This is a genomic window from Rhodococcus sp. BP-316 (assembly GCF_019836105.1).
Taxonomy (GTDB): Bacteria; Actinomycetota; Actinomycetes; order Mycobacteriales; family Mycobacteriaceae; genus Rhodococcoides.
The window spans coordinates 186413-205049 of record NZ_JABUEE010000006.1 but is presented as its reverse complement, the minus strand read 5'-3'; the positions used below and the strand labels follow the sequence as shown (position 1 = coordinate 205049).

At 68.0% G+C, this 18637-nt stretch carries 23 protein-coding genes; 13 read left to right on the top strand and 10 right to left on the bottom strand.

The genetic code is table 11. The annotated features are described in order from the left end of the window. Nucleotides 1–120 precede the first annotated feature (120 nt). The 4 genes from HQ312_RS13610 to HQ312_RS13595 form a co-directional block, all read right to left on the bottom strand. Entirely contained in the window at nt 121–522 is a 402-nt protein-coding gene (locus HQ312_RS13610; protein ID WP_222638905.1) for an ASCH domain-containing protein, read from the bottom strand. 115 nt (nt 523–637) lie between these two features. Further along, complete coding sequence (locus HQ312_RS13605; protein WP_222638904.1) at nt 638–1147, bottom strand: GNAT family N-acetyltransferase; 510 nt, start codon at nt 1145–1147, stop codon at nt 638–640. Further along, the gene (locus tag HQ312_RS13600; protein WP_222638903.1) at nt 1144–2355 is read right to left on the bottom strand and encodes an MFS transporter; all 1212 of its coding nucleotides are present in this window, start codon (nt 2353–2355) and stop codon (nt 1144–1146) included. Before HQ312_RS13600 ends, HQ312_RS13605 begins: the two co-directional genes overlap by 4 nt. Beyond that, nucleotides 2333–2977 (bottom strand): TetR/AcrR family transcriptional regulator, encoded by a 645-nt coding sequence (locus HQ312_RS13595; protein ID WP_308123890.1) that lies wholly within the window; start codon nt 2975–2977, stop codon nt 2333–2335. Before HQ312_RS13595 ends, HQ312_RS13600 begins: the two co-directional genes overlap by 23 nt. A gap of 150 nt (nt 2978–3127) precedes the next feature. Between HQ312_RS13595 and HQ312_RS13590 the strand changes: the two genes are divergently transcribed. From HQ312_RS13590 to HQ312_RS13550, 9 genes are all read left to right on the top strand, one after another. Beyond that, nucleotides 3128–3931 carry an SDR family NAD(P)-dependent oxidoreductase gene (locus HQ312_RS13590; protein WP_222638901.1) on the top strand — a complete coding sequence of 268 codons (804 nt, stop codon included), beginning with the start codon at nt 3128–3130 and terminating at the stop codon, nt 3929–3931. 57 nt (nt 3932–3988) lie between these two features. Then, entirely contained in the window at nt 3989–5116 is a 1128-nt protein-coding gene (locus HQ312_RS13585) for a DUF5938 domain-containing protein (protein ID WP_222638900.1), read from the top strand. Between the two features lies 1 nt (nt 5117). Further along, complete coding sequence (locus HQ312_RS13580) at nt 5118–6650, top strand: AMP-binding protein (protein WP_222638899.1); 1533 nt, start codon at nt 5118–5120, stop codon at nt 6648–6650. Nucleotides 6651–6737: 87 nt separating this feature from the next. Further along, complete coding sequence (locus tag HQ312_RS13575; RefSeq protein WP_222638898.1) at nt 6738–7022, top strand: hypothetical protein; 285 nt, start codon at nt 6738–6740, stop codon at nt 7020–7022. A gap of 179 nt (nt 7023–7201) precedes the next feature. After that, nucleotides 7202–7483, top strand: a complete 282-nt coding sequence (locus tag HQ312_RS13570) for a hypothetical protein (protein ID WP_222638897.1) — start codon at nt 7202–7204, stop codon at nt 7481–7483. A 36-nt stretch (nt 7484–7519) separates the two neighbouring features. After that, a complete protein-coding gene (locus HQ312_RS13565) occupies nt 7520–8407 on the top strand; it encodes a LysR family transcriptional regulator (protein WP_222638896.1) in 888 nt (295 codons plus the stop codon). A 74-nt stretch (nt 8408–8481) separates the two neighbouring features. Continuing rightward, a complete protein-coding gene (locus HQ312_RS13560) occupies nt 8482–9609 on the top strand; it encodes a TDT family transporter (protein ID WP_222638895.1) in 1128 nt (375 codons plus the stop codon). A gap of 35 nt (nt 9610–9644) precedes the next feature. Further along, nucleotides 9645–10214, top strand: coding sequence for a hypothetical protein (locus HQ312_RS13555; RefSeq protein WP_027506500.1), 570 nt, complete (start codon nt 9645–9647; stop codon nt 10212–10214). Further along, nucleotides 10214–11101 carry a polysaccharide deacetylase family protein gene (locus tag HQ312_RS13550; RefSeq protein ID WP_056443505.1) on the top strand — a complete coding sequence of 296 codons (888 nt, stop codon included), beginning with the start codon at nt 10214–10216 and terminating at the stop codon, nt 11099–11101. The genes HQ312_RS13555 and HQ312_RS13550 overlap by 1 nt, the downstream gene beginning before the upstream one ends. Here the strand turns inward: HQ312_RS13550 and HQ312_RS13545 are convergent. Genes HQ312_RS13545 through HQ312_RS13535 form a run of 3 tightly spaced genes read right to left on the bottom strand, consistent with a single transcriptional unit; the run spans nt 11082 to nt 12318 of the window. Next, on the bottom strand, nt 11082–11258 hold the full coding sequence (locus HQ312_RS13545; protein WP_155957085.1) for a hypothetical protein: 177 nt from the start codon (nt 11256–11258) through the stop codon (nt 11082–11084). The genes HQ312_RS13550 and HQ312_RS13545 overlap by 20 nt on opposite strands. Next, a complete protein-coding gene (locus HQ312_RS13540) occupies nt 11255–11806 on the bottom strand; it encodes a DUF2231 domain-containing protein (RefSeq protein WP_027506498.1) in 552 nt (183 codons plus the stop codon). Before HQ312_RS13540 ends, HQ312_RS13545 begins: the two co-directional genes overlap by 4 nt. Then, a complete protein-coding gene (locus HQ312_RS13535; protein WP_027506497.1) occupies nt 11803–12318 on the bottom strand; it encodes a polyketide cyclase in 516 nt (171 codons plus the stop codon). Before HQ312_RS13535 ends, HQ312_RS13540 begins: the two co-directional genes overlap by 4 nt. Nucleotides 12319–12399: 81 nt before the next feature. Here HQ312_RS13535 and HQ312_RS13530 point away from each other — a divergent pair, with 81 nt between their 5' ends. Beyond that, nucleotides 12400–13146, top strand: a complete 747-nt coding sequence (locus HQ312_RS13530; RefSeq protein ID WP_222638894.1) for a 3-hydroxybutyrate dehydrogenase — start codon at nt 12400–12402, stop codon at nt 13144–13146. Here the strand turns inward: HQ312_RS13530 and HQ312_RS13525 are convergent, their stop codons facing one another. Both HQ312_RS13525 and HQ312_RS13520 read right to left on the bottom strand, forming a co-directional pair. Further along, entirely contained in the window at nt 13147–13959 is an 813-nt protein-coding gene (locus HQ312_RS13525; RefSeq protein WP_222638893.1) for a GAF and ANTAR domain-containing protein, read from the bottom strand. Nucleotides 13960–14159: 200 nt separating this feature from the next. After that, nucleotides 14160–14618, bottom strand: coding sequence for a hypothetical protein (locus tag HQ312_RS13520; RefSeq protein ID WP_222638892.1), 459 nt, complete (start codon nt 14616–14618; stop codon nt 14160–14162). A 40-nt stretch (nt 14619–14658) separates the two neighbouring features. On the opposite strand from HQ312_RS13520, the gene HQ312_RS13515 reads away from it, so the two are divergent. Continuing rightward, entirely contained in the window at nt 14659–15312 is a 654-nt protein-coding gene (locus HQ312_RS13515; RefSeq protein WP_051613522.1) for a DedA family protein, read from the top strand. On the opposite strand, the gene speB is transcribed toward HQ312_RS13515, so the two are convergent. Then, entirely contained in the window at nt 15276–16217 is a 942-nt protein-coding gene (gene speB, locus HQ312_RS13510) for an agmatinase (RefSeq protein ID WP_222638891.1), read from the bottom strand. The genes HQ312_RS13515 and speB overlap by 37 nt on opposite strands. Nucleotides 16218–16292: 75 nt before the next feature. Here speB and HQ312_RS13505 point away from each other — a divergent pair, with 75 nt between their 5' ends. Next, entirely contained in the window at nt 16293–16865 is a 573-nt protein-coding gene (locus HQ312_RS13505) for a helix-turn-helix domain-containing protein (RefSeq protein WP_056443515.1), read from the top strand. After that, a complete protein-coding gene (locus HQ312_RS13500) occupies nt 16862–18577 on the top strand; it encodes an NAD(P)/FAD-dependent oxidoreductase (protein ID WP_222638890.1) in 1716 nt (571 codons plus the stop codon). The genes HQ312_RS13505 and HQ312_RS13500 overlap by 4 nt, the downstream gene beginning before the upstream one ends. Nucleotides 18578–18637 lie beyond the last annotated feature (60 nt).

The following is an 18637-nucleotide window of genomic DNA, read 5'->3' as shown; positions in this document are numbered from 1 at the left end:
CGTGTTCCCGCGGTAGATGCAACGCCTACGGGAACACGAAAGGCAAGCGGGAAGGCCGGAGGCCGGCCGTGACTCGGGAAGGCCGGAGGCCGGCCGTTTCTCAGCGGGAAGGCCGAAGGCTCAGACGACCCGGAACCGTTCGAGGACCACGAGAGTCGAGTCGTCGATGGTGAGGCCGGCCAGCGTGTCCGCCATCTCGTCGGATCGCCAGAAGCGTTCGTGCCCGGCACGCCATGCGGCGATGTCGGCGTGACCCTCACCCTCCGCGACGGCATGCGCATCGTCGACGTCGCCGAGAGCGCTGACGCGTACATCGGTGATCTCGATGACGCAGGCAGTGGCGCCGCCGGAGTCGATCACCCTGTGACGCTCGCCCACTCGGGGCAGCGGCTCGTTCTCGTACTCCACCCGCAGTGAGGTGGTCGCCGTCTTGCGGCCTGCGACGATCACGGACACGAGGGCATCGCGCAGCGGCCCGGGGAAGGCGAACTCGGCCACGGGGAGAGAGTCGATGTCGGCCATCCCTCGAGTATGGCGCACGCGGGTGGGGTTCCCGCGGTCGTTCCCGGTTGCTGCGGACGCTGCAACACCTACGAGAACCTGTGCGGTCAGCGGGAAGGCCGGAGGCCGGTCGAGGTCAACGGCTCAGCGAGTACACGAGCGTGTCCGTCCACTCACCCTTGCACCAGCAGTCCTGCAGGCGCAGTTCCTCGTCGCGTAATCCCACGCGCTGGGCGAGACGTGCGGAGGCTGCGTTGCGCGCGTCCATCTCCGCGGTGACGCGCCGGACCCGGTCCAGAGCGAGTGCCTCGTCGAGCACTGCCTGCACCGCTTCGGTGGCGTAGCCGTGGCCGGAGACGTCGCGCGCGAAGGTCCACCCGAGTTCGACGGTGTCCTCGGCGACGAACCACGCGGAGACGGTGCCGATCACCCGGCCGTTCAGCTCGACCAGAGCATTCAATGCCCCCGTGTCGAGACTCGTTCGCTCACACCGTCTCTGCACTGCGATCCGTGCGTCCTCCGCCGTCCACGGCTCGTGCATGAGGTACCGGCAGACCTCGGGATCGGTGTAGAAGTCGAGCCGGTGCTCGTCGTCCGGGGAGTAAGTGCGCAGCGTGAGCCGCGCGGTGACGGCGACGATGGTCACGAGCGCGGCCTCGTGACCGCTGCCAGGACGAGGAGGAGAGCCGCCGCGGCGCCACCGACCAGAAATCCTGTACCGGGAGAACGGGAGTCGACCACCACGCCGATACCCGCGGAGGCGAGAGCAGCGCCCGCGTTCACCGCGGTGTTGATCCAGCTCGACGCCTCGGTGCGCACGTCCGCGGTGGTGAGGTGATCGGACAGCAGGTACCCCGTCACCAGGGCGGGTGCGATGCAGAAGCCCAGCAGGAACAGTCCGACATGCAGCGGCACCGTGGTCGAGACCAGCGCCAGCACGGAGGTGAGGACGGCCATCATCAGGACCGTCGTCAGAAGTCGACGGGTCAGCGAGCCGGCCCAGCTCCGGCGCCCGTACAGCAGTCCACCGCAGACACTTCCGGCTCCGAGCGCCGCGAGAAGAGTTCCGGCCGATCCGATGGCTCCCTGCTTCGCGGCGAAGGCTGTGGCGGCGATCTCCACGGTTCCCAGGACGGCCCCGACCCCTGCCATCGCTGTCAGGACACCGACGAAGCCGGGCCGTCGGAGTGGGCGCGACGAGGGAGTGGTCCCTGCCGTGCGCGGGCCGTGTCCGCGCGAGTGCCGGCTGGTGGTCATGCCGACCGTGCCGACGACGGCGACGCATCCCGTGGCGGCGAGTGCGATCGACGGGGACAGGGCGGTGACGAGGGTGGCGCCGAGGAGGGGACCGATGGTGAACATCGACTCCTCGCTCACGGCATCGAGACTGTAGGCGCGGGTGCGGGTCGGCCCCGGCGGCGTCAGCGAGCTCCAGACGACACGCATCGAGGCGCCGAGTGGGGGAGGGAAGAATCCGGTGACCAGACTGCCGAGCACCAGGGACCAGGCCGGGGCATCGACGTACGTCAGAACGGCCAGAGTGCCCAGGGCCGTGGCGAATCCGACGGCCATCGAGACGAGGGCTCGCCGCTGACCGATGCGGTCGACGAGACGTGCCCGATACGGTGACGCCACCACATTGGCGACACCGAACGCACCCGTCGCGGAACCCGCGACCGCGAACGATCCGGTGGCACGCTGCACCGCCAACAGGATGACCAGTCCGACCATCGCGAAGGCCAGGCGGCCGAGCAGTGCGGGGAGGAAAGCGCGTGCGGCACCGGGTAATCGGACGATGCCGAGATAGCCGAGCGGATCCGCGGCGCGGTCGTCAGTGGGAGGAGGGAACGCCACCGGTCACCATGTCGAAGACGGCGTCGAGTTGAGCCCGGCCCTCGTCGACGTCGGGGTGGCGCTCGGCGATCTGGTTCAGCAGGGCGCGCTGGAAGATGCCGTCGATGGTGATGTAGGCGGTGGCCGGCGTGAGAACAGGCGCCGCTCCGACGAGTTCGCAGTACCGGGCGACGACGCGCCAGATCATCTCCTCGCGCCGGGACTCGATCTCGAGGACGTCGGCGCGGAAGGAGGAATCGAACAGGCTCTGATTGCGTAGGTCGTACCAGAGGCGGTGGATCGCCGCGTCGGCGAGCAGAGTGCCGAAGAAGGTCTCGGTGAACGAGCGTCGCAGCTGCTCGGCGGAGTCGGCCCCGGCGACGACGTCGTCGTACCGCGTCACACAGATCTCCTCGTACTGCCGCACGGCATGCGCGATGAGATCGAGCTTGTTGGAGAAGTAGTAGTGCAGGACGCCGTGCGAGTACTCGGAGTTCTGAGCGATCTCGCGGAGGCTGGTGCGGGCGTAACCGAGTTCCGCCAACGTCGCGAGAGTCGCCAGTGCGAGCTCGCTGCGACGCGCCTCGAACTTGTCTCGAGAGCGCTCCTCGACGCGAAGTCGGGGGTCGGTGGTCTGGGTCACCCGGAAAGCATACCGCCGCATCGACGAACTCTTGACAGTCGTCAAGATTTTTCTTGACGACTGTCAAGACTTGTCCCTAGTGTTGCCTGCATCACATCGAACAGCGGATGTGATTCCACGCGAAGAACGCTTCGAACAAGGAGAGCGGACATGACGAGTTACGACCTGACCGGACGAACGGCACTGGTCACAGGCGGTGCGCAGGGCCTCGGCGCGGGAATGGCGCAGGCTCTCGCGGCGGCAGGAGCGTCCGTCGCCATCGCCGACATCAATGCCGCGGGTGGTCAGGAGACGGTCGAGGCGCTGCGGGCCACAGGAGCGAAAGCGGAGTTCGTCAAGCTCGACGTCACGGACGACGCGGCCTGGGAGGCGGCGGTCGAGTCGACCATCGGCGCACTGGGCGGCCTCGACATCGTCGTCAACAATGCGGGTATCGAGGTCACCAGTCTCATCGCCGATCTCGACGCCGAGGCGGCGTCCGCGATGCTGCAGGTCAACGTCATCGGCACCGCACTCGGCGTGAAGCACGCATTCCGCGCGATGCGCCCCGGTGGCAAGGCCGGTAAGGGCGGATCGGTGGTCAACATCGCCTCGGTCGCCGCCACCATCGCGTTCCCGGGAATCAGCCTCTACTCCGCCACGAAATCGGGCATCGACCGACTGACCCGGGTCGCGGCCGCCGAATCGGGAAAGCTCGGCTACGGCGTGCGCGTCAACTGCATCTATCCGGCACTGACCCCGACCGCGATGGGCAACAAGCTCGCGGTCGACACAGCGGAACTCGGCCTGTTCCCGTCCGTCGAGGCGGCAGTGCAGACCGTCGTGGAACTGACGCCCCTCGGTCGACTCGGCCAGGTCGACGACATGGCGGACGCCGTGGTGTTCCTGTCGTCCGACGCCGCGAAGTTCATCACCGGCGCGGGGCTCCCCGTCGACGGCGGCATGGGCATGTGACCTGCCGCCCCACCAGCACGGCTCTCGACCACCCCACTTCGAACCAGGAGATCAACCATGCCCACTGACAAGCGCGTCGTCGTCTACGGAGCGTCCGGCTACACGGGTCGCCTCATCTGTGAGTACCTGCGCGAGTACAACATTCCCTTCCTGGCCGCCGGCCGCGATCACGCCCGCCTGAAGGATGCCGTGAGTGCCGTGCCGGGTATCGACACCGTCGAGCACGAGATCGTCGAGGTCGAGCACACCGTGGAGGCGCTGACCGAGGCCTTTCGCGGCGCGACCGTGGTCCTCAACACCGTGGGACCGTTCGCCCGCTACGGCCACGAGGTGGCGCAGGCCTGCCTGGCCATCGGTGCGCACTACACCGACACCAACGGCGAGCAGAACTGGATGATCGACGCCGAGGCGCAGTACAGCGCCGACTTCGCCTCGCAGGGACTGGTTCTCACGCCGGGCCTCGCGCAGATGTACTCCATCGGTGAGATCGCCGCGAACATCTGCCTGGAGAACCCGGGTCTGAACAGCCTCGACATCCAGGTGTTCTGGAAGGGGCACCCCACCGTCGCCTCGACCAACACCATCCTCACCAACGCCGCGTTCTCCAAGGCGTACTACCTGGAGGAGAACGAGTACGTCGAGTGGCCCGCCGACGCCGGGCTCTACACCGTGAGCGTTCCCGGTCAGCACGATCTCGGCCTGGCGTTGCCGTGGGGCGGCACGTCGCATCCGGTCTGGTTCAAGAACGACCCGCGGGTCACCACCGCGAAGGCTCTCGGCGGTGTCTTCAATCCGCCTCTGATGAAGGCGGTTCCGCTGTTGGTGGCCGCCGCGCTCGAACAGATGGAGGGCAAGTCGGACGAGGAGAAGTACCGCATCATCGACGAGCAGTCGTCCGCGATCCGCAGCGAAATGCCGCCCCGGGAGAACCCGCGCCTGAACACCTCGCTGGACTCGGTGCACGCATCGGGTCCGCTGGGCCGCGCACACTGCGTCATCCACGGCAACTGCAACTACAAGCAGACCGCACTGCTCAACGCACACGGGGCTGCCGCACTCCTGCAGGGAGCTCCACGCAAGGTCGGATTCGCCTCCAGCTGTGAGGCGTTCGGTCATCGCGAGTTGCTCGGCACGCTGCGGGCGTTCGGTCTGGTCCTGGACCCGATCGTCTCCGTGCACCGCTGAGATGCGACTCTCCGACTACCTGGACAAGGGCGTCTCGCTCGGCCGTGGGGCACCGTGCCTCACGACCGGGGGTGACACCTCCACCTACGGTGAGGTGTACGACCGGTCGGTCGAGATCGCCGCGGCGCTGCAACACGACGGTGTCGAGGCCGGCGATCGCGTCGCCGTCCTGTCCGGTAACGATCCGCTGGCGCTGACGTGCGTGTTCGGCATCTCGCGCGCCGGCGCGGTGTGGTGCCCGGTGAATCCGCGGAACGAGGCCGACGAGAACCGCCAGCTGTTCGATCTCTTCGGATGCCGAACTCTGTTCTTCCAGAGCCGATTCACCGATCTGGTCGACCGGATCCGAGGCGATCTGCCGCACCTCGTGCGACTGGTCTGCCTCGACGGTGACACGGAGTGGTCGATCCCGTTCGAGTCGTGGCTCGCCGAACACCGCGGCGAGCTCGACGCGGACAGGCGGCCGCCGCGCGGGCTCGCGATGCTGGCGGGAACGGGCGGCACCACGGGAAAGCCGAAAGGGGTGCGGCTGACCGAGGACAACATGATGACCTCGACGGCGCTCGCGCTGATGAGCTATCCCTTCGGTGTGCGTCCGCGGTATCTCGCGCTGGCGCCGCTCACACACTCCGCCGGTGTGCTGACGTTCCCGATCCTGAGTCTCGGCGGCGAGGTGGTCATCATGGCGGCCCCCGACATCGGGGAGTTCCTGGCGCTGACCGAACGGCACCGCATCACCCATGCGTTCCTGCCTCCGACGGTGATCTACGGCGTGCTCGACCACCCGGATTTGGATCATCGGGACCTGTCGTCTCTCCGCTGCCTCTGGTACGGGGCGGCGCCGATGTCGCCGACGCGGCTCGAGGAAGCGCTCACGCGCATCGGGCCCGTGCTGGGGCAGCTGTTCGGACAGACCGAGGCGCCCAACATGATCGCCACCCTGGCGCCGGCGGACCACTTTCGTCCGGACGGCACGGTGGCGACGGAACGGCTCACCTCGGCCGGTCGTCCGACACCCTTGACCACGGTCGCGATCATGACCGAGAAGGGCGACCTCGTCGGCACCGGTGAGCGTGGCGAGATCGTCGTGCGCGGTCCCCTGGTCATGGACGGCTATCACGACAATCCGGCGGCGACGGCAGAGGTGGGCGCTCACGGTTGGCACCACACGGGCGACATCGGATACCTCGACGACGAGGGCTTCCTCTACGTCGTGGACCGCGCGAAGGACATGATCATCACGGGCGGCTTCAACGTCTACTCGGCCGAAGTCGAGCAGGCTCTGCTCGCTCACCCTGCAGTGAAGGAGTCGGCCGTGGTGGGTCTCCCCGACGAGAAATGGGGCGAACGGGTCGTGGCGGCTGTCGAGCTGCGCGCCGGGCAGGAGGTGGATCCCGCCGCACTGATCGCCTTCGTCAAAGAACGCATCGGCAGCGTGAAGGCGCCGAAGAACATCGAGGTCTGGGATCTTCTGCCCCGGTCGAAGGTCGGAAAGATCCTGAAGAACGAGGTCAGGTACACCATGACGATGTAGTGCGTGGGTCGCTCGACCTCTGTACACGGCGAATGGCCGGGTCTACCGTGAACGGACCGAACGGTACGTCCAGCCAGGAGGTCCATCATGTCTCGTCGAATCACCCGCGCACTCGTCGGCGCCACGGCCGTCGGCGCCGGAGCGGTCGCCATCGCGCTGTCGGGCGGTGCGACGGCGTCGGCGGCACCCGCTCAGGGACCCATCTACTGGCAATCGTTCGGCGTGCTCGTCATTCCTGCGAGTGAGAACTGCCAGAACACGGCGGCACGGTATCGCGAACGGGGCGACGTCATCCTCGTCGACTGCGCCATCAATCTCGCGTACCCCGGCTATCAGCTCGTCGGAATCCGCACGGATCTCTTCGGGAGCTGATCGTCGGCGAACTCGATCGACGAGTTCCCGCGGTCGATTCGTGTTGCCGCGGGCTCTGCAACCGGCGCGGTACGACGTAGCTCCCGCGGGAAGCGGCACGCAGCTCGACCTCTGTACACGGCGGGAGACCGGGTCTACCGTAAACGGACCGAACGGTACGTCCAACCAGGAGGTCCACCATGTCTCGTCGAATCACCCGTTCACTCGTCGGTGCCACCGTGGCAGGCGCCGGAGCCGCTGCCATTGCCCTGTCGGGCGGGGCGACGGCGTCTGCAGCACCATCGATCGGCCCGCTCTATTTCCAGACCTTCGGTGAGTTCTACTTCCCGCCTGCGAAGAATTGCCAGGAGACGGCGGCGGAGTACCGCGAACGAGGCGACATCATCCTCGTGAACTGTGCGCCCGGCCTCGCCTTCGGCACGTACCAGCTCGTCGGTATCCGAGCAGGCTTCGGTAGCTGACCCCGAGCCCACCGGCGCAGTCGCTACGGTGGGCGGATGCCATTGTCGCCGCGGTTACCGGACCTCGGAGCCCTCGATGTGATGGTGTCCGTCGCCCGGTTGGGCAGCATGACGGCAGCGGGCCGCGAACACGGGTTGAGTCAGCAGGCGGTCAGCGCGCGAGTGCGTGCTGCGGAACGGGACATCGGTGTCCGCATCTTCGATCGCGGGACGAGCGGTGTCGCCCTGACCCCCGAGGGCGTCGCGGTCATGGAGTGGGCGGGCGGCATCCTCGACTCGGCCGAGAAGTTCGCGACAGGAGTGACATCGCTTCTGCGCGAGGGCAATGCGACGCTCACCATTGCCGCGAGTATGACCGTCGCCGAGCACCTCGTGCCGGCGTGGATGCTGTCGATGCGCAGACAGTCGCCCGACGTCCAGGTGCAGATGCGACTGATGAACTCGGCGGAGGTCGCCGAGCAGGTGCTGGACGGGCGCGCGGACATCGGCTTCGTCGAAGGGCCCGACGTGCCGGCCGGGCTCGGGGTCGCCGTCGTCGCGCACGACGAGTTGATCATCGTCACGGGACCGTCCCACCCGTGGGCGACCAGACGTGCGGCGTCGATGGAGCTGCTGCAGACGACGGCTCTGGTGCAACGGGAGCCGGGGTCGGGAACCCGCACCACGTACGAGAGCGCCGTCCGCCCGACGGTTCCGCCGCTCATCGAGCTCAACTCCGTCACCGCTGTCAAGTCTGCTGCCATATCGGCGAATGCGCCGGCGGTGGTGTCGTCCCTCGCGGTGGAGGGGGAGCTGCGGAGTGGCGCGTTGGTGCGCATCGACGTTCCCGGTCTTTCGATGACGCGTGAGCTGCGCGCGGTCTGGAGCCTGTCTGCAGCACTGCGCGGTCCACGTCGCGACTTCCTCGACATTGCCCGGCAGTAGCCACAAACAGCGTTTGTGGGGTGACAAGAGCACGACCACTACTGATCGTCGCCGTCCCGGCGCACTGTGAAGGCATGACGACCTTCCGGACCGCGACATCGCACGGGCTGCTCCGCGATCTCGACTCGTCCGGCAGCGTGATCGAGCACATCACGCCGAACTGGTTCGCATCGGTGATGGGGACCGGAATCGTCGCCACTGCCGCAGCAACGCTGCCCGTGCAGAATGTCGTGCTCCACATGGCAGCCGTCGTCATGTGGCTGCTCGCCTCGACTGTCCTCGTCGTCGTGTCGACCCTGTTCGCCGCGCACTGGCTCGCGCACCGCCGCGTCGCGCAGGCCCACGCGGCCCACCCGGTCATGATGCAGTTCTACGGCGCGCCGCCCATGGCCCTGCTCACCGTCGGTGCCGGCACGAGCCTCCTCGGCGTGGACATCATCGGGCAGAGCCTGGCCACCTCGATCTTCGTCGTCCTCTGGACGGTGGGTACCGCGCTGGGGCTCGCGACCAGTGTCGTCGTCCCGTACGTGATGATCACCCGCGGCCGCAGTGCCGACACGGTCGCGCTCCCGGCATGGCTGATGCCCGTGGTGCCGCCGATGGTCTCGGCATCCACCGGTGCACTTCTCCTCCCGCACATCGCCGACGGGCAGTGGCGGCTCGCGATGCTCGTCGGCTGCTACGCGCTGTTCGGATCGGCACTCGTGACCGGGCTGATGGTGACGACCGCGGTTCTCGGTCGACTGCTGCACGGCTCCGTCCTCCCGGTCCAGGCTGCACCGACTATATGGATCACTCTCGGCGTCATCGGCCAGTCCGTCACCGCGGCCAACCTCCTGGGTGCCGATGCGGCGATGGTGTTCACCGGTGACCGGAGCGAGGTGGCGGTGGTCCTGCGTGCGGCGGGAATCCTCTTCGGAATGGTGATGGGCGGCTTCGGAGCGATGATGTTCGCCCTGGCCACAGCGCTGACCGTGCACGCGGCGCGCCGAGGACTGCGCTTCTCGTTGGCATGGTGGTCGTTCACCTTCCCGGTCGGAACATGCGTCACCGGCGCGGCGGCGTTGGGGCGCGCGCTGGAGTCGTCCGTCGTCGAGGCACTGGCGGTCGTGCTGTTCGCCGTGCTGGTGACGGCGTGGACGACGGTGGCGACGAGGACGGTGCGCGAGGCGTATCGCGGCCGGGTGTTTCTTCCGGCGTGAGAGTCGCACGACGGCGAAGTGGGCACACTGGAGGCATGGAGATCACCGGCCACCTCACGCCCGACGAGTTCTGGACCCAGCAACGCGCGATCGAGGATCAGATCCGCGCCGAGTCGACCACCTTCCCGACCTACACGGTGAACGGGTGGAACGGGGTGCGGGTGATGGGCCCGTGGTCGCGGGAGAACGACGTACTGACCAGCGTGACACTGCGGCACGGTGAGGTCGACTGGGACGGCGACGACATCGACGGTCCCTTCGTCGAGGTCACCACCACCACGAAGGACGCACACCGCACGGCGCTGAAGGCGATGCTGTCGGCGATCGGTCTGACGCCGATGTCGCCCGAGTACAAGCGGCGACGTGAGGCCATCGCGGCGACGGAGGCGCGTCGCGTCGTCGTGCCGGTGAACGGCGCGGACACCGACTTCGAGATGCACGGCGGGCAGGAACGGTGGTGGGCGTCGGCGACGGTGGGCGACCACGGTGTGGTGATCGAGGCGCGGCACCACCCTGTCGAGGCGGTGGCGCTGACGTCGGAGACCGACATGGAGCCCTATCTCGACGGCCTCCGCGCCGCGATCCGTACGAGTCGGGGCGAGTGATGGCACTGCCCTCGCACGGCCGATTCCCGTACTCGCCCATCACGTCCCGTCCGTCGTTCTCGTGGCCGGGCGGCGCGTCCCTCGCGGTGTACGTCGCCGTCAACTGCGAGCACTTCCCGTACGACGACGGAGCTCCCGGGCTGGGATGGACGCCGGGAATGGACCAGCCGAACACCTACAACTGGGGTTGGCGCGAGTACGGCAACAGGGCGGGCGGCTTCGCGTTGGCCGACACGTTGCGCGACAGCGGAATTCGTCCGACTCTGCTCGTCAACGCCGAGATCTACGAGCACGCTCCCGATCTGGTGGCGGCGTATCGCGCACTCGGCGCGGACGTCGTCGCCCACGGCCGCACCAACGCCGAGCAGCCGAACCAGCAGGACGAGGACGCGGAACGTCGCACCATCGAGGCGGTACGACGGGCGATCGAGTCACACGAGGGTTCGCCGCCTCGGGGTTGGATGAGCCCCGGCGCGAACCCGAGCCGGGTGACGGAGGACCTGTTGGCGGAGCAGGGATTCGAGTACACGCTCGACTGGCCGATCGACGACCAGCCGGTGTGGATGGCCACGCGCGGTGGACCTCTACTGAGTGTTCCGTACCCGCACGAGGTCAACGACCTTCCGGTGTTCGTCCATCACCACGGGTCCGCGGAGGATTTCGAGCACATCGTCGTCGACTCGTTCGACGAGCTGAAGGAGCAGTCGCGGCGCGCACCGCGCGTGTTGGCCATCTCCACCCACACGTTCCTCACCGGGCAACCGCACCGGCTCAGACGCTTTCGTCGCGCGCTGGATCACCTGACGTCGCACGCCGACGGTGTCTGGTTCACCACCGCCGGCGACATCGCCGAGCACTATCGGACGGTCACTCCGCCGCCTGCGTGACGTAGTCGTGCAGCTGCGCCTCGGTGAGGTTCGCCTCGGTGAGTGCCGCGAGGGCCTCCGGATCGAGGTTCTCGGCACTGCCGTCCGCGAAGCGCCGTGCACCCTCGGCCGTGACACCGCGTGCTCGCAACTGGGCGAACACCTCGTCGGTACTCACACGCCCGCCGGGAGAGCCCGTGCCGCGACTCCCGCTCCCATGTTGTACCCGAGATGACCGCCGAGAGCGCCGCCCAGACCGGCGACGGCGAATCCGGCGAGTGCGAGCGCCTTCGACGTGGTGTCCGGCGGCGACGACGCGTCCGCTGCCTTCGCGCGCCGGCGATACGACGCCGTGAACAGAGCCAGGGCTACGGCGTTGGTGCTCGCGTGGATCAGACCCACTCGTCGCTGTTCCGCGTTGAGCGTCGACCACGTCGCCCACCCCGTCACCAGTGCGGTGGGGGCGGTCACCAGTCCGGCACCGATGAGGCGCCGCGCTGCCGCGGAGTCTCCACCGGTGACATCGAGAAAGACTGCGCTGGTCCACAATCCGACCGAGGAGTAGGCCATGATGGGATGCATCGGGTGGCCGACGAAGGTCCCACGGAGGAGGCCGTCGACCTTCGTCCCCTCGAGAGCGGATCGGAGCTTCCCGGCGACGGGGTCGCTGACCGGATCGAGGAACGTCGCCTTCTCGAGCGGGTGGAACAGCGGTGTGAGATTCATACCGTGTCGGATACCCGCAGCGGTCGAGGGTAACCGCGACGCACGGTGCGCTCGAGAATGCCGAGGGTCACGCGCAGGGACGATCCGGACACCACGGGGAATATGTCACGCTCCCGCCAGTCGGGATGGATGTCGGACCAGTCGTAGTAGGACGTGACGAGGGTGCCCTCCGTGCCGTCCTCGAAGGAGTGCGGCGCGAGCCGGTACCCGTAGCGGTGACCGATGGGCGGTCGGACCGTGCCGACGATCGTCCACGAGATGTCCCGATCGCGCTCGAAGGTCGCGATGGTGACCTCGACGTCGTAGGTACCCATCGGGAGGTCGCCGAGTGCCTCGCGATCCATGTGCACGACGAAGGTGTCTCCCGCGGACGTCACGGGTGCGCCGTCCGCGCTCATCAACATGCCCGAGCCGTCGATGGCGACGTGGCCGTCGGGATCGCAGAGCACGTCGAAGATGTCCGCCGCGGGCAACGGCATCACGCGCTGAAACTCGAGTCGTTCGTCGGTCATGGGTCCAGTCTGCACTTGTGCAGGAAGCGGGTGCGCAGGTCGTCATTGAAGACGGAGCGCGACGGGCACAGACTCGTGACCATGACGGACCTCACAGGACGATCGGCTCTCATCACCGGTGGTGCCAGCGGAATCGGGGCCGCGATCGCCCGCGCCCTCGCGGCGAACGGCGCTCGGGTCACCGTCGCCGACCTCGACGGTGACGCCGCCACGGCGCTGGCACACGAGATCGGGGGAGACGCGTGGCAGGTGGATCTCTCCGACGTCGACGCGCTCGCGGACCTCACCCTCGAGACCGACATCCTGGTGAACAACGCGGGAATCCAGCACGTGTCGCCGATCGAGGACTTCGACCCGGTGATGTTCCGCCGCATCCTGACACTCATGGTGGAGGCACCGTTCCTGCTGGTGCGTGCCGCTCTGCCGCACATGTACGAGTCCGGGTACGGACGCATCGTCAACATGTCGTCCGTGCACGGCATCCGGGCATCGGCCAACAAGTCGGCGTACGTCACGGCGAAGCACGCGCTGGAGGGACTGTCGAAGGTCACCGCTCTCGAAGGCGCCGAGCGGGGCGTCCGCAGCAACTGCGTCAACCCCGGCTACGTGCGAACACCCCTCGTGGAGAAGCAGATCGCCGATCAGGCGCGCGTCCACGGCATCGACGAGTCCGAGGTGCTCGAGAAGGTGCTGCTGACCGAGAGCGCGATCAAGCGGATGGTGGAGCCGGAGGAGGTGGCCGCACTGGTGTCCTTCCTCGTCGGAGACGAGGCGTCGATGATCACCGGTGCCGCCTACACGATGGACGGCGGCTGGAGCGCGAGCTGATCACTCGCCCCGCGAGACGCTCTCCACGAAGTCGCGGGCGATGTCGCGAAGCTTGCGGTTGGCACGCTGAGACTCCGTGGACAACATGCCGAACGCGGTGTCGCTGTCGACGCCGTGCAGCGCCATGAGGATGCCCTTGGCCTGCTCGATGGGGGCTCGGTGCTCGAGTGCGTCCTGCAGGCCCGACGCGACCTCGCGGGCCGACCGCACCCGGGCGTAGTCGCCGATCGCGGTGGACACGGTGGAGGTCAGCAGCTCGAGGATCGACTCGTCGATCGCCCCGAACGCATCGGGGGCGGTGCCGTACAGGTTGAACGATCCGAGCTTCATGTCGGCGGTGTGCAGGGGCGCGGCGAGGAACGAGCGCACGCCCTCCTCGCGAGCAGCGTGTACGAACTCCGGCCAGCGCTGCTGCGCCGCATCGACGTCGACGCGCACGATCTCTCCGGTCCGGGCGGCCTCGAGGCACGGACCCTCACCGATCTCGTACTGATGGCGGTCGACCTCGAGCGTGCGGTCGTCGGTGTGCACGGCCGTGTACGTCAGGCCGCCGAACAGGATGCTCACACCGACGCTCGACGCACCGTCGACGGCCTCGTGTGCGATCTCCGCGGTGCGCTTCAGCAGCACCGCAAGATGGTCGTCGTCGCGGACGCTGCCGCCGACCACGCTCAGCATGGCCGCGAGTCGACGGGGAGCGACCGACCCGGTGGCCACCTCGGTGACCAACTCCGCCGCACGCGACGTCGACTCGTCCGCCTCCGCGCGCTCCGAGTCCGCTGTCGCCGCCACGGCGCTGTCCCTGCTCTCCACGGTTGAGAATCATCGCACGACGCGGGGACACCAGCAGCGACTCCGGTTGAGTTCGGTGGCCAGCGGGTATCGCAAGCATCAGGTACTCGTGTTGTCCGGACATCACGAAGTGCCAGAGCCGTCGAGTGAAGAAGCCCGCCGATGTCTCGGAGACCCCCACTGTGTGCCTGCGCACCGGTGGGGTTCTTCGTGTCGTGGGCTCAGCCGCGGCGTGCGTGCTCCTCGATCACGGCGGCATTGAGCGCAGCCGCGGCGCTGACGATCGCGGCGGCGTCGTCCGGGTCGCACTCGCCGTCGGCGACGCGCGCGACGGCATCCTGCATGCGTACGCACAGTGTGGCGACGGAATCGTCGTCGGTCGGCTCGTCCGCCACGGCGCTCGTACCCGCCGATTCGTCGTCGGCCGGCTCGGTCTGACGGACGTCCTCGATCACGTCGTCCCGCCCCGCGTCCGCGAGTCGCTCGAACTCCTCGGCCGGTGTCTCGGGACGGTAGTTGCGAGGGCTGCCGTTCACCACGGTGCGCGTGCCCGGCGACAGCGCCACGAAATTGACCCGAGCCCCGCCGGGATCGCCGCTGACCCGGAAGACCCGATCCGGGCGTGTGACACTGCGCACGATCATGCCGTCCGCGATGGCGTGCGGATTGCGTGGAGCCACATCGAACCTCGATTCACTGGTTGTGGGCCATCATGGTCGTATGACTTCCGTGATGGAGCGCCTGCTGGACATCGCACCGATCTGGGTGTTCCTCATCGTCTTCCTGCTGGTGTTCCTCGAGGACGCGATCTTCGTCGGTTTCGTGATCCCGGGAGAGACGGCCGCGGTCATCGGCGGTGTCGCGGCGAGTCAGGACCACGTGAGTGTCGTGGCGATGGCGGCGGTCGTGGTCGTCGCGGCCGTGGTGGGTGACTCGGTGGGCTTCGAGATCGGCAAGCACTTCGGCCCACGACTGTTGGCCATGAAGATTCTGGACAAGCGTCGCGACAAGCTGGACAAGGCGCGGGACCTGTTGGCGCGCAAGGGCGGGACGGCCGTCTTCCTCGGCCGGTTCGTCGCCTTCTTCCGAGCGGTGATGCCGGCGTTGGCCGGGATGTCGCGCATGCCGTACCCGAAGTTCCTCGCGTACAACGCACTCGGTGGGCTCGTCTGGGGGACGGGGTTCGTGGTGCTCGGATTCGTCGCCGGCAACTCGTACGAACAGGTCGCGAAGACGGTGGGACGGGACGCGGCGATCATCGTGGTCGCGGTGGTGGTGATCGCGCTGATCGTGTGGCGCGTCCGGGCTCATCGCTCCGAGAAGGGCGCGGCGCGGGCCTACGATCCCAGCGCGAGCACCGACAGCAGCTCGTAGGCCACGTGTGACGCGGCGATTCCGGTGATCTCCGCGTGGTCGTACGCGGGCGCGACCTCGACGATGTCCGCACCGACGATGTTCGCTCCCACCAACCCGCGCAGGGTGTTCAGCAGTTCCCGCGACGTCATGCCGCCCGCCTCGGGTGTGCCGGTACCCGGGGCGTGGGCCGGGTCGAGGACGTCGATGTCCACGGAGACGTAGACCGGGCCCGTGTCGAGACGGCGGCGCATCCGCTCTACGATCGAGGCCACCCCGTCCATCTCGTAGTCGTCGGACCGGATGATCTGAAACCCCAGGACGGCGTCGTCCTCGAGGTCCTTCTTGCCGTACAGCGGACCGCGGATCCCGATGTGCTGCGACCGCTCGAGGTCGATCAGCCCCTCCTCGCTGGCCCGTCGGAACGGTGTCCCGTGCGTGAAGGGTGCACCGAAGTACGTGTCCCACGTGTCGAGGTGCGCGTCGAAGTGCAGCACGGCGATCGGCCCGTGGTCGCGGTGCAGCGCGCGCAGGATCGGCAGCGCGATGGTGTGGTCGCCACCGAGAGTGAGGACCGTGCTGCCGTCCTTGCGCAGATCGGTGATCGCGTGCTCGACCGTCGTCAGTGCCTCGGCGATGTCGAACGGATTGACCGCGATGTCGCCGGCATCGGCCACCTGGCGGTGCGCGAACGGCGACACGTCCAGCGCGGGGTTGTACGGCCGGAGCAGTTTGGACGACGCGCGGATGTGGCCGGGACCGAAGCGCGCGCCCGGCCGGTAGCTCACGCCCGAGTCGAAGGGCACTCCGACGATGCTCACGTCCGCCCGGGAGACCTCGTCGAGTCGCGGCAGCCGCGCGAAGGTCGACGGTTCCATGTACCGCGGGTATCGCGAGCCGTCCAGAGGTCCCCTGATGTCGGTCATGAGCAGTGATGTTTCCTCACTTCAGGCGGTTGGTCAACACTTGTTTCCTGACGCGGAGCAGGGCATGATCGCGGCGTGTCCACCATCGGAAACCGGCTGCGGGAGGCCCGGGCCGCCCGTCGTCTCACTCTCGACGCGCTCGCGTCGACCGTCGGTGTGACCAAGGGCTACCTGTCCAAGGTCGAGAACGACCGCGCGTCCGCGTCCGTCGCCGTCCTGGTGCGCTGGTGCGACGCGCTCGAGATTCCCATGGGGTCGCTGTTCGACGACGTTCCGCACGGCGACGTCGTCCGCGCCGGCGAGTACCCCCCGATCGCCCTCGGGGGTCATGCCCAGACGGAGTACCTGCTGACCCCGGCGGGCGAACAGCGCGTGCAGGTCATCCACGGCAGGATCGAGCGCGGAGGAGGCAGCGGCGACGAGTCGTACGAACTGCCGGCCGAGGTCGGGTTCGTCCTGGTGCTCACCGGTCGGCTGATCCTGACGCTCGACGAGCGCACCGTGCAACTCGACGACGGTGACGCGCTCACCTTCGATCCTCGTCGTCGGCACAGCTTCCGCGCGGAGGTCGACACCACGGTGCTGTGGGTCCTGACGCCGTCCCTGCCCTCCCGCCACGACAGAACCAGAATCGAGACGACCCCATGACCACGCCCGTCACTCCCGACAGCTCGGTCCACGAGCGATCAGCAGGGGACCGTGAGCAGCCGGTCACCATGTTCGGCCCCGACTTCCCCTTCGCCTACGACGATTTCGTCGCGCACCCGGCCGGGCTCGGGTCGGTCCCTCCGGAGCGCCGCGGCACCCGCGTCGCCATCGTCGGTGCCGGTCTCGCCGGTACCGTCGCCGCCCGGGAGCTGCTGCGGATGGGACTCGAACCCGTGGTGTACGAGGCGGGGTGGATCGGCGGCCGCATGCACTCGGTCCCGTTCGAGGGGCACGAGGACACGGTCGCCGAGATGGGCGCGATGCGGTTCCCGCCGTCGTCCACCGCCCTGTTCCACTACCTCGACCACCTCGGCATCGAGACCACCCCGTTCCCCAACCCGCTCGCCGAGGCGACGCCCAGCACCGTCATCGACCTCAAGGGCACCAGTCACTACGCGCGGCAGCTGACCGATCTCCCCGACGAGTACGCCGAGGTGGCCAGGGCGTGGCAGCGCACGCTCGAGGAACAGTCCGAACTCGTCCCTCTCCAGCGCGCCATCCGCGCTCGGGACGCGGCGGCGGTGAAGCGCATCTGGAACGACCTCGTGGTGCGACTCGACGACACGACGTTCTACGGGTTCCTCGTCGGATCCCCCCACTTCGCGTCGTTCGCGCGTCGAGAGCTGTTCGGGCAGGTCGGTTTCGGCACCGGTGGCTGGGACACCGACTTCCCGAACTCGATACTCGAGATCCTGCGCGTCGTGGCCACGGAGGCGGACGATCACCACCGCGGCATCGTCGGCGGATCCAGCCGCCTGCCACGTGGTCTGTGGTCGGAGGCCGTGTCGGACGCGGCGCACTGGCCGGCGGGCACCTCGGTCGCGTCGCTGCACGGCGGCACACCCCGCCCGGGTGTCACGGAGATCCGGCGACGGACCGACGACGCCACCGGCGACCACACCTTCGCGGTGACCGACTCCTCGGGCCGGACGGACGAGTTCGCCTCGGTCGTCGTGACCGCGCAGAGCTGGATGCTCCTCAACACGATCGACACCGACGACGACCTGCTGCCCATCGATCACTGGACGGCCGTCGAACGCACCCACTACATGGGGTCGACCAAGGTGTTCGTGCTCGTGGACCGACCGTTCTGGAAGGACGTCGACCCCGAGACGGGGAGGGAACTGGTCAGCATGACCCTCACCGACCGGTTGAGTCGGGGAACGTATCTCCTCGATCACGGCGACGATCGGCCCGGCGTGATCTGTCTGTCGTACACGTGGAGCGACGACTCGCTGAAGCTGCTGCCGCTCTCACCCGACGAGCGGTTGACGCTGATGCTGGGATCGCTCGAGGAGATCTATCCCGGGGTGGACTTCCGCAGCCACATCGTCTCCGATCCGGTGACGCTGTCGTGGGAGACCGAGCGACACTTCATGGGTGCCTTCAAGGCCAACCTGCCCGGCCACTATCGCTATCAGGAACGCCTGTTCTCGCACTTCGTGCAGGACGAGCTCGCCCCCCGGCATCGCGGGATCTTCCTCGCCGGCGACGACATCTCGTGGACGGCGGGATGGGCCGAGGGCGCCATCCAGACCGCGCTCAACGCGGTGTGGGGAGTCATGAACCACCTCGGCGGATCGACACATCCGGACAATCCCGGGCCGGGCGACGTCTTCGAGAGCATCGCCCCGCTCCGCCTCGGGGACTGATGCGTCGACCGGCGCGGTGAATCTCGGTCCGGGAGGACTTACCGAGCGGTAGCGTTCCTC

Coding starts and splice junctions, on each gene's coding strand:
- HQ312_RS13590 (WP_222638901.1), top strand. CDS start 3,128: ATGACGAGTTACGACCTGACCGGACGAACGGCACTGGTCACAGGCGGT.
- HQ312_RS13585 (WP_222638900.1), top strand. CDS start 3,989: ATGCCCACTGACAAGCGCGTCGTCGTCTACGGAGCGTCCGGCTACACG.
- HQ312_RS13530 (WP_222638894.1), top strand. CDS start 12,400: ATGACGGACCTCACAGGACGATCGGCTCTCATCACCGGTGGTGCCAGC.
- HQ312_RS13500 (WP_222638890.1), top strand. CDS start 16,862: ATGACCACGCCCGTCACTCCCGACAGCTCGGTCCACGAGCGATCAGCA.
- speB (WP_222638891.1), bottom strand. CDS start 16,217: ATGACCGACATCAGGGGACCTCTGGACGGCTCGCGATACCCGCGGTAC.
- HQ312_RS13580 (WP_222638899.1), top strand. CDS start 5,118: ATGCGACTCTCCGACTACCTGGACAAGGGCGTCTCGCTCGGCCGTGGG.
- HQ312_RS13565 (WP_222638896.1), top strand. CDS start 7,520: ATGCCATTGTCGCCGCGGTTACCGGACCTCGGAGCCCTCGATGTGATG.
- HQ312_RS13540 (WP_027506498.1), bottom strand. CDS start 11,806: ATGAATCTCACACCGCTGTTCCACCCGCTCGAGAAGGCGACGTTCCTC.
- HQ312_RS13570 (WP_222638897.1), top strand. CDS start 7,202: ATGTCTCGTCGAATCACCCGTTCACTCGTCGGTGCCACCGTGGCAGGC.
- HQ312_RS13555 (WP_027506500.1), top strand. CDS start 9,645: ATGGAGATCACCGGCCACCTCACGCCCGACGAGTTCTGGACCCAGCAA.
- HQ312_RS13535 (WP_027506497.1), bottom strand. CDS start 12,318: ATGACCGACGAACGACTCGAGTTTCAGCGCGTGATGCCGTTGCCCGCG.
- HQ312_RS13560 (WP_222638895.1), top strand. CDS start 8,482: ATGACGACCTTCCGGACCGCGACATCGCACGGGCTGCTCCGCGATCTC.
- HQ312_RS13550 (WP_056443505.1), top strand. CDS start 10,214: ATGGCACTGCCCTCGCACGGCCGATTCCCGTACTCGCCCATCACGTCC.
- HQ312_RS13575 (WP_222638898.1), top strand. CDS start 6,738: ATGTCTCGTCGAATCACCCGCGCACTCGTCGGCGCCACGGCCGTCGGC.
- HQ312_RS13515 (WP_051613522.1), top strand. CDS start 14,659: ATGACTTCCGTGATGGAGCGCCTGCTGGACATCGCACCGATCTGGGTG.
- HQ312_RS13610 (WP_222638905.1), bottom strand. CDS start 522: ATGGCCGACATCGACTCTCTCCCCGTGGCCGAGTTCGCCTTCCCCGGG.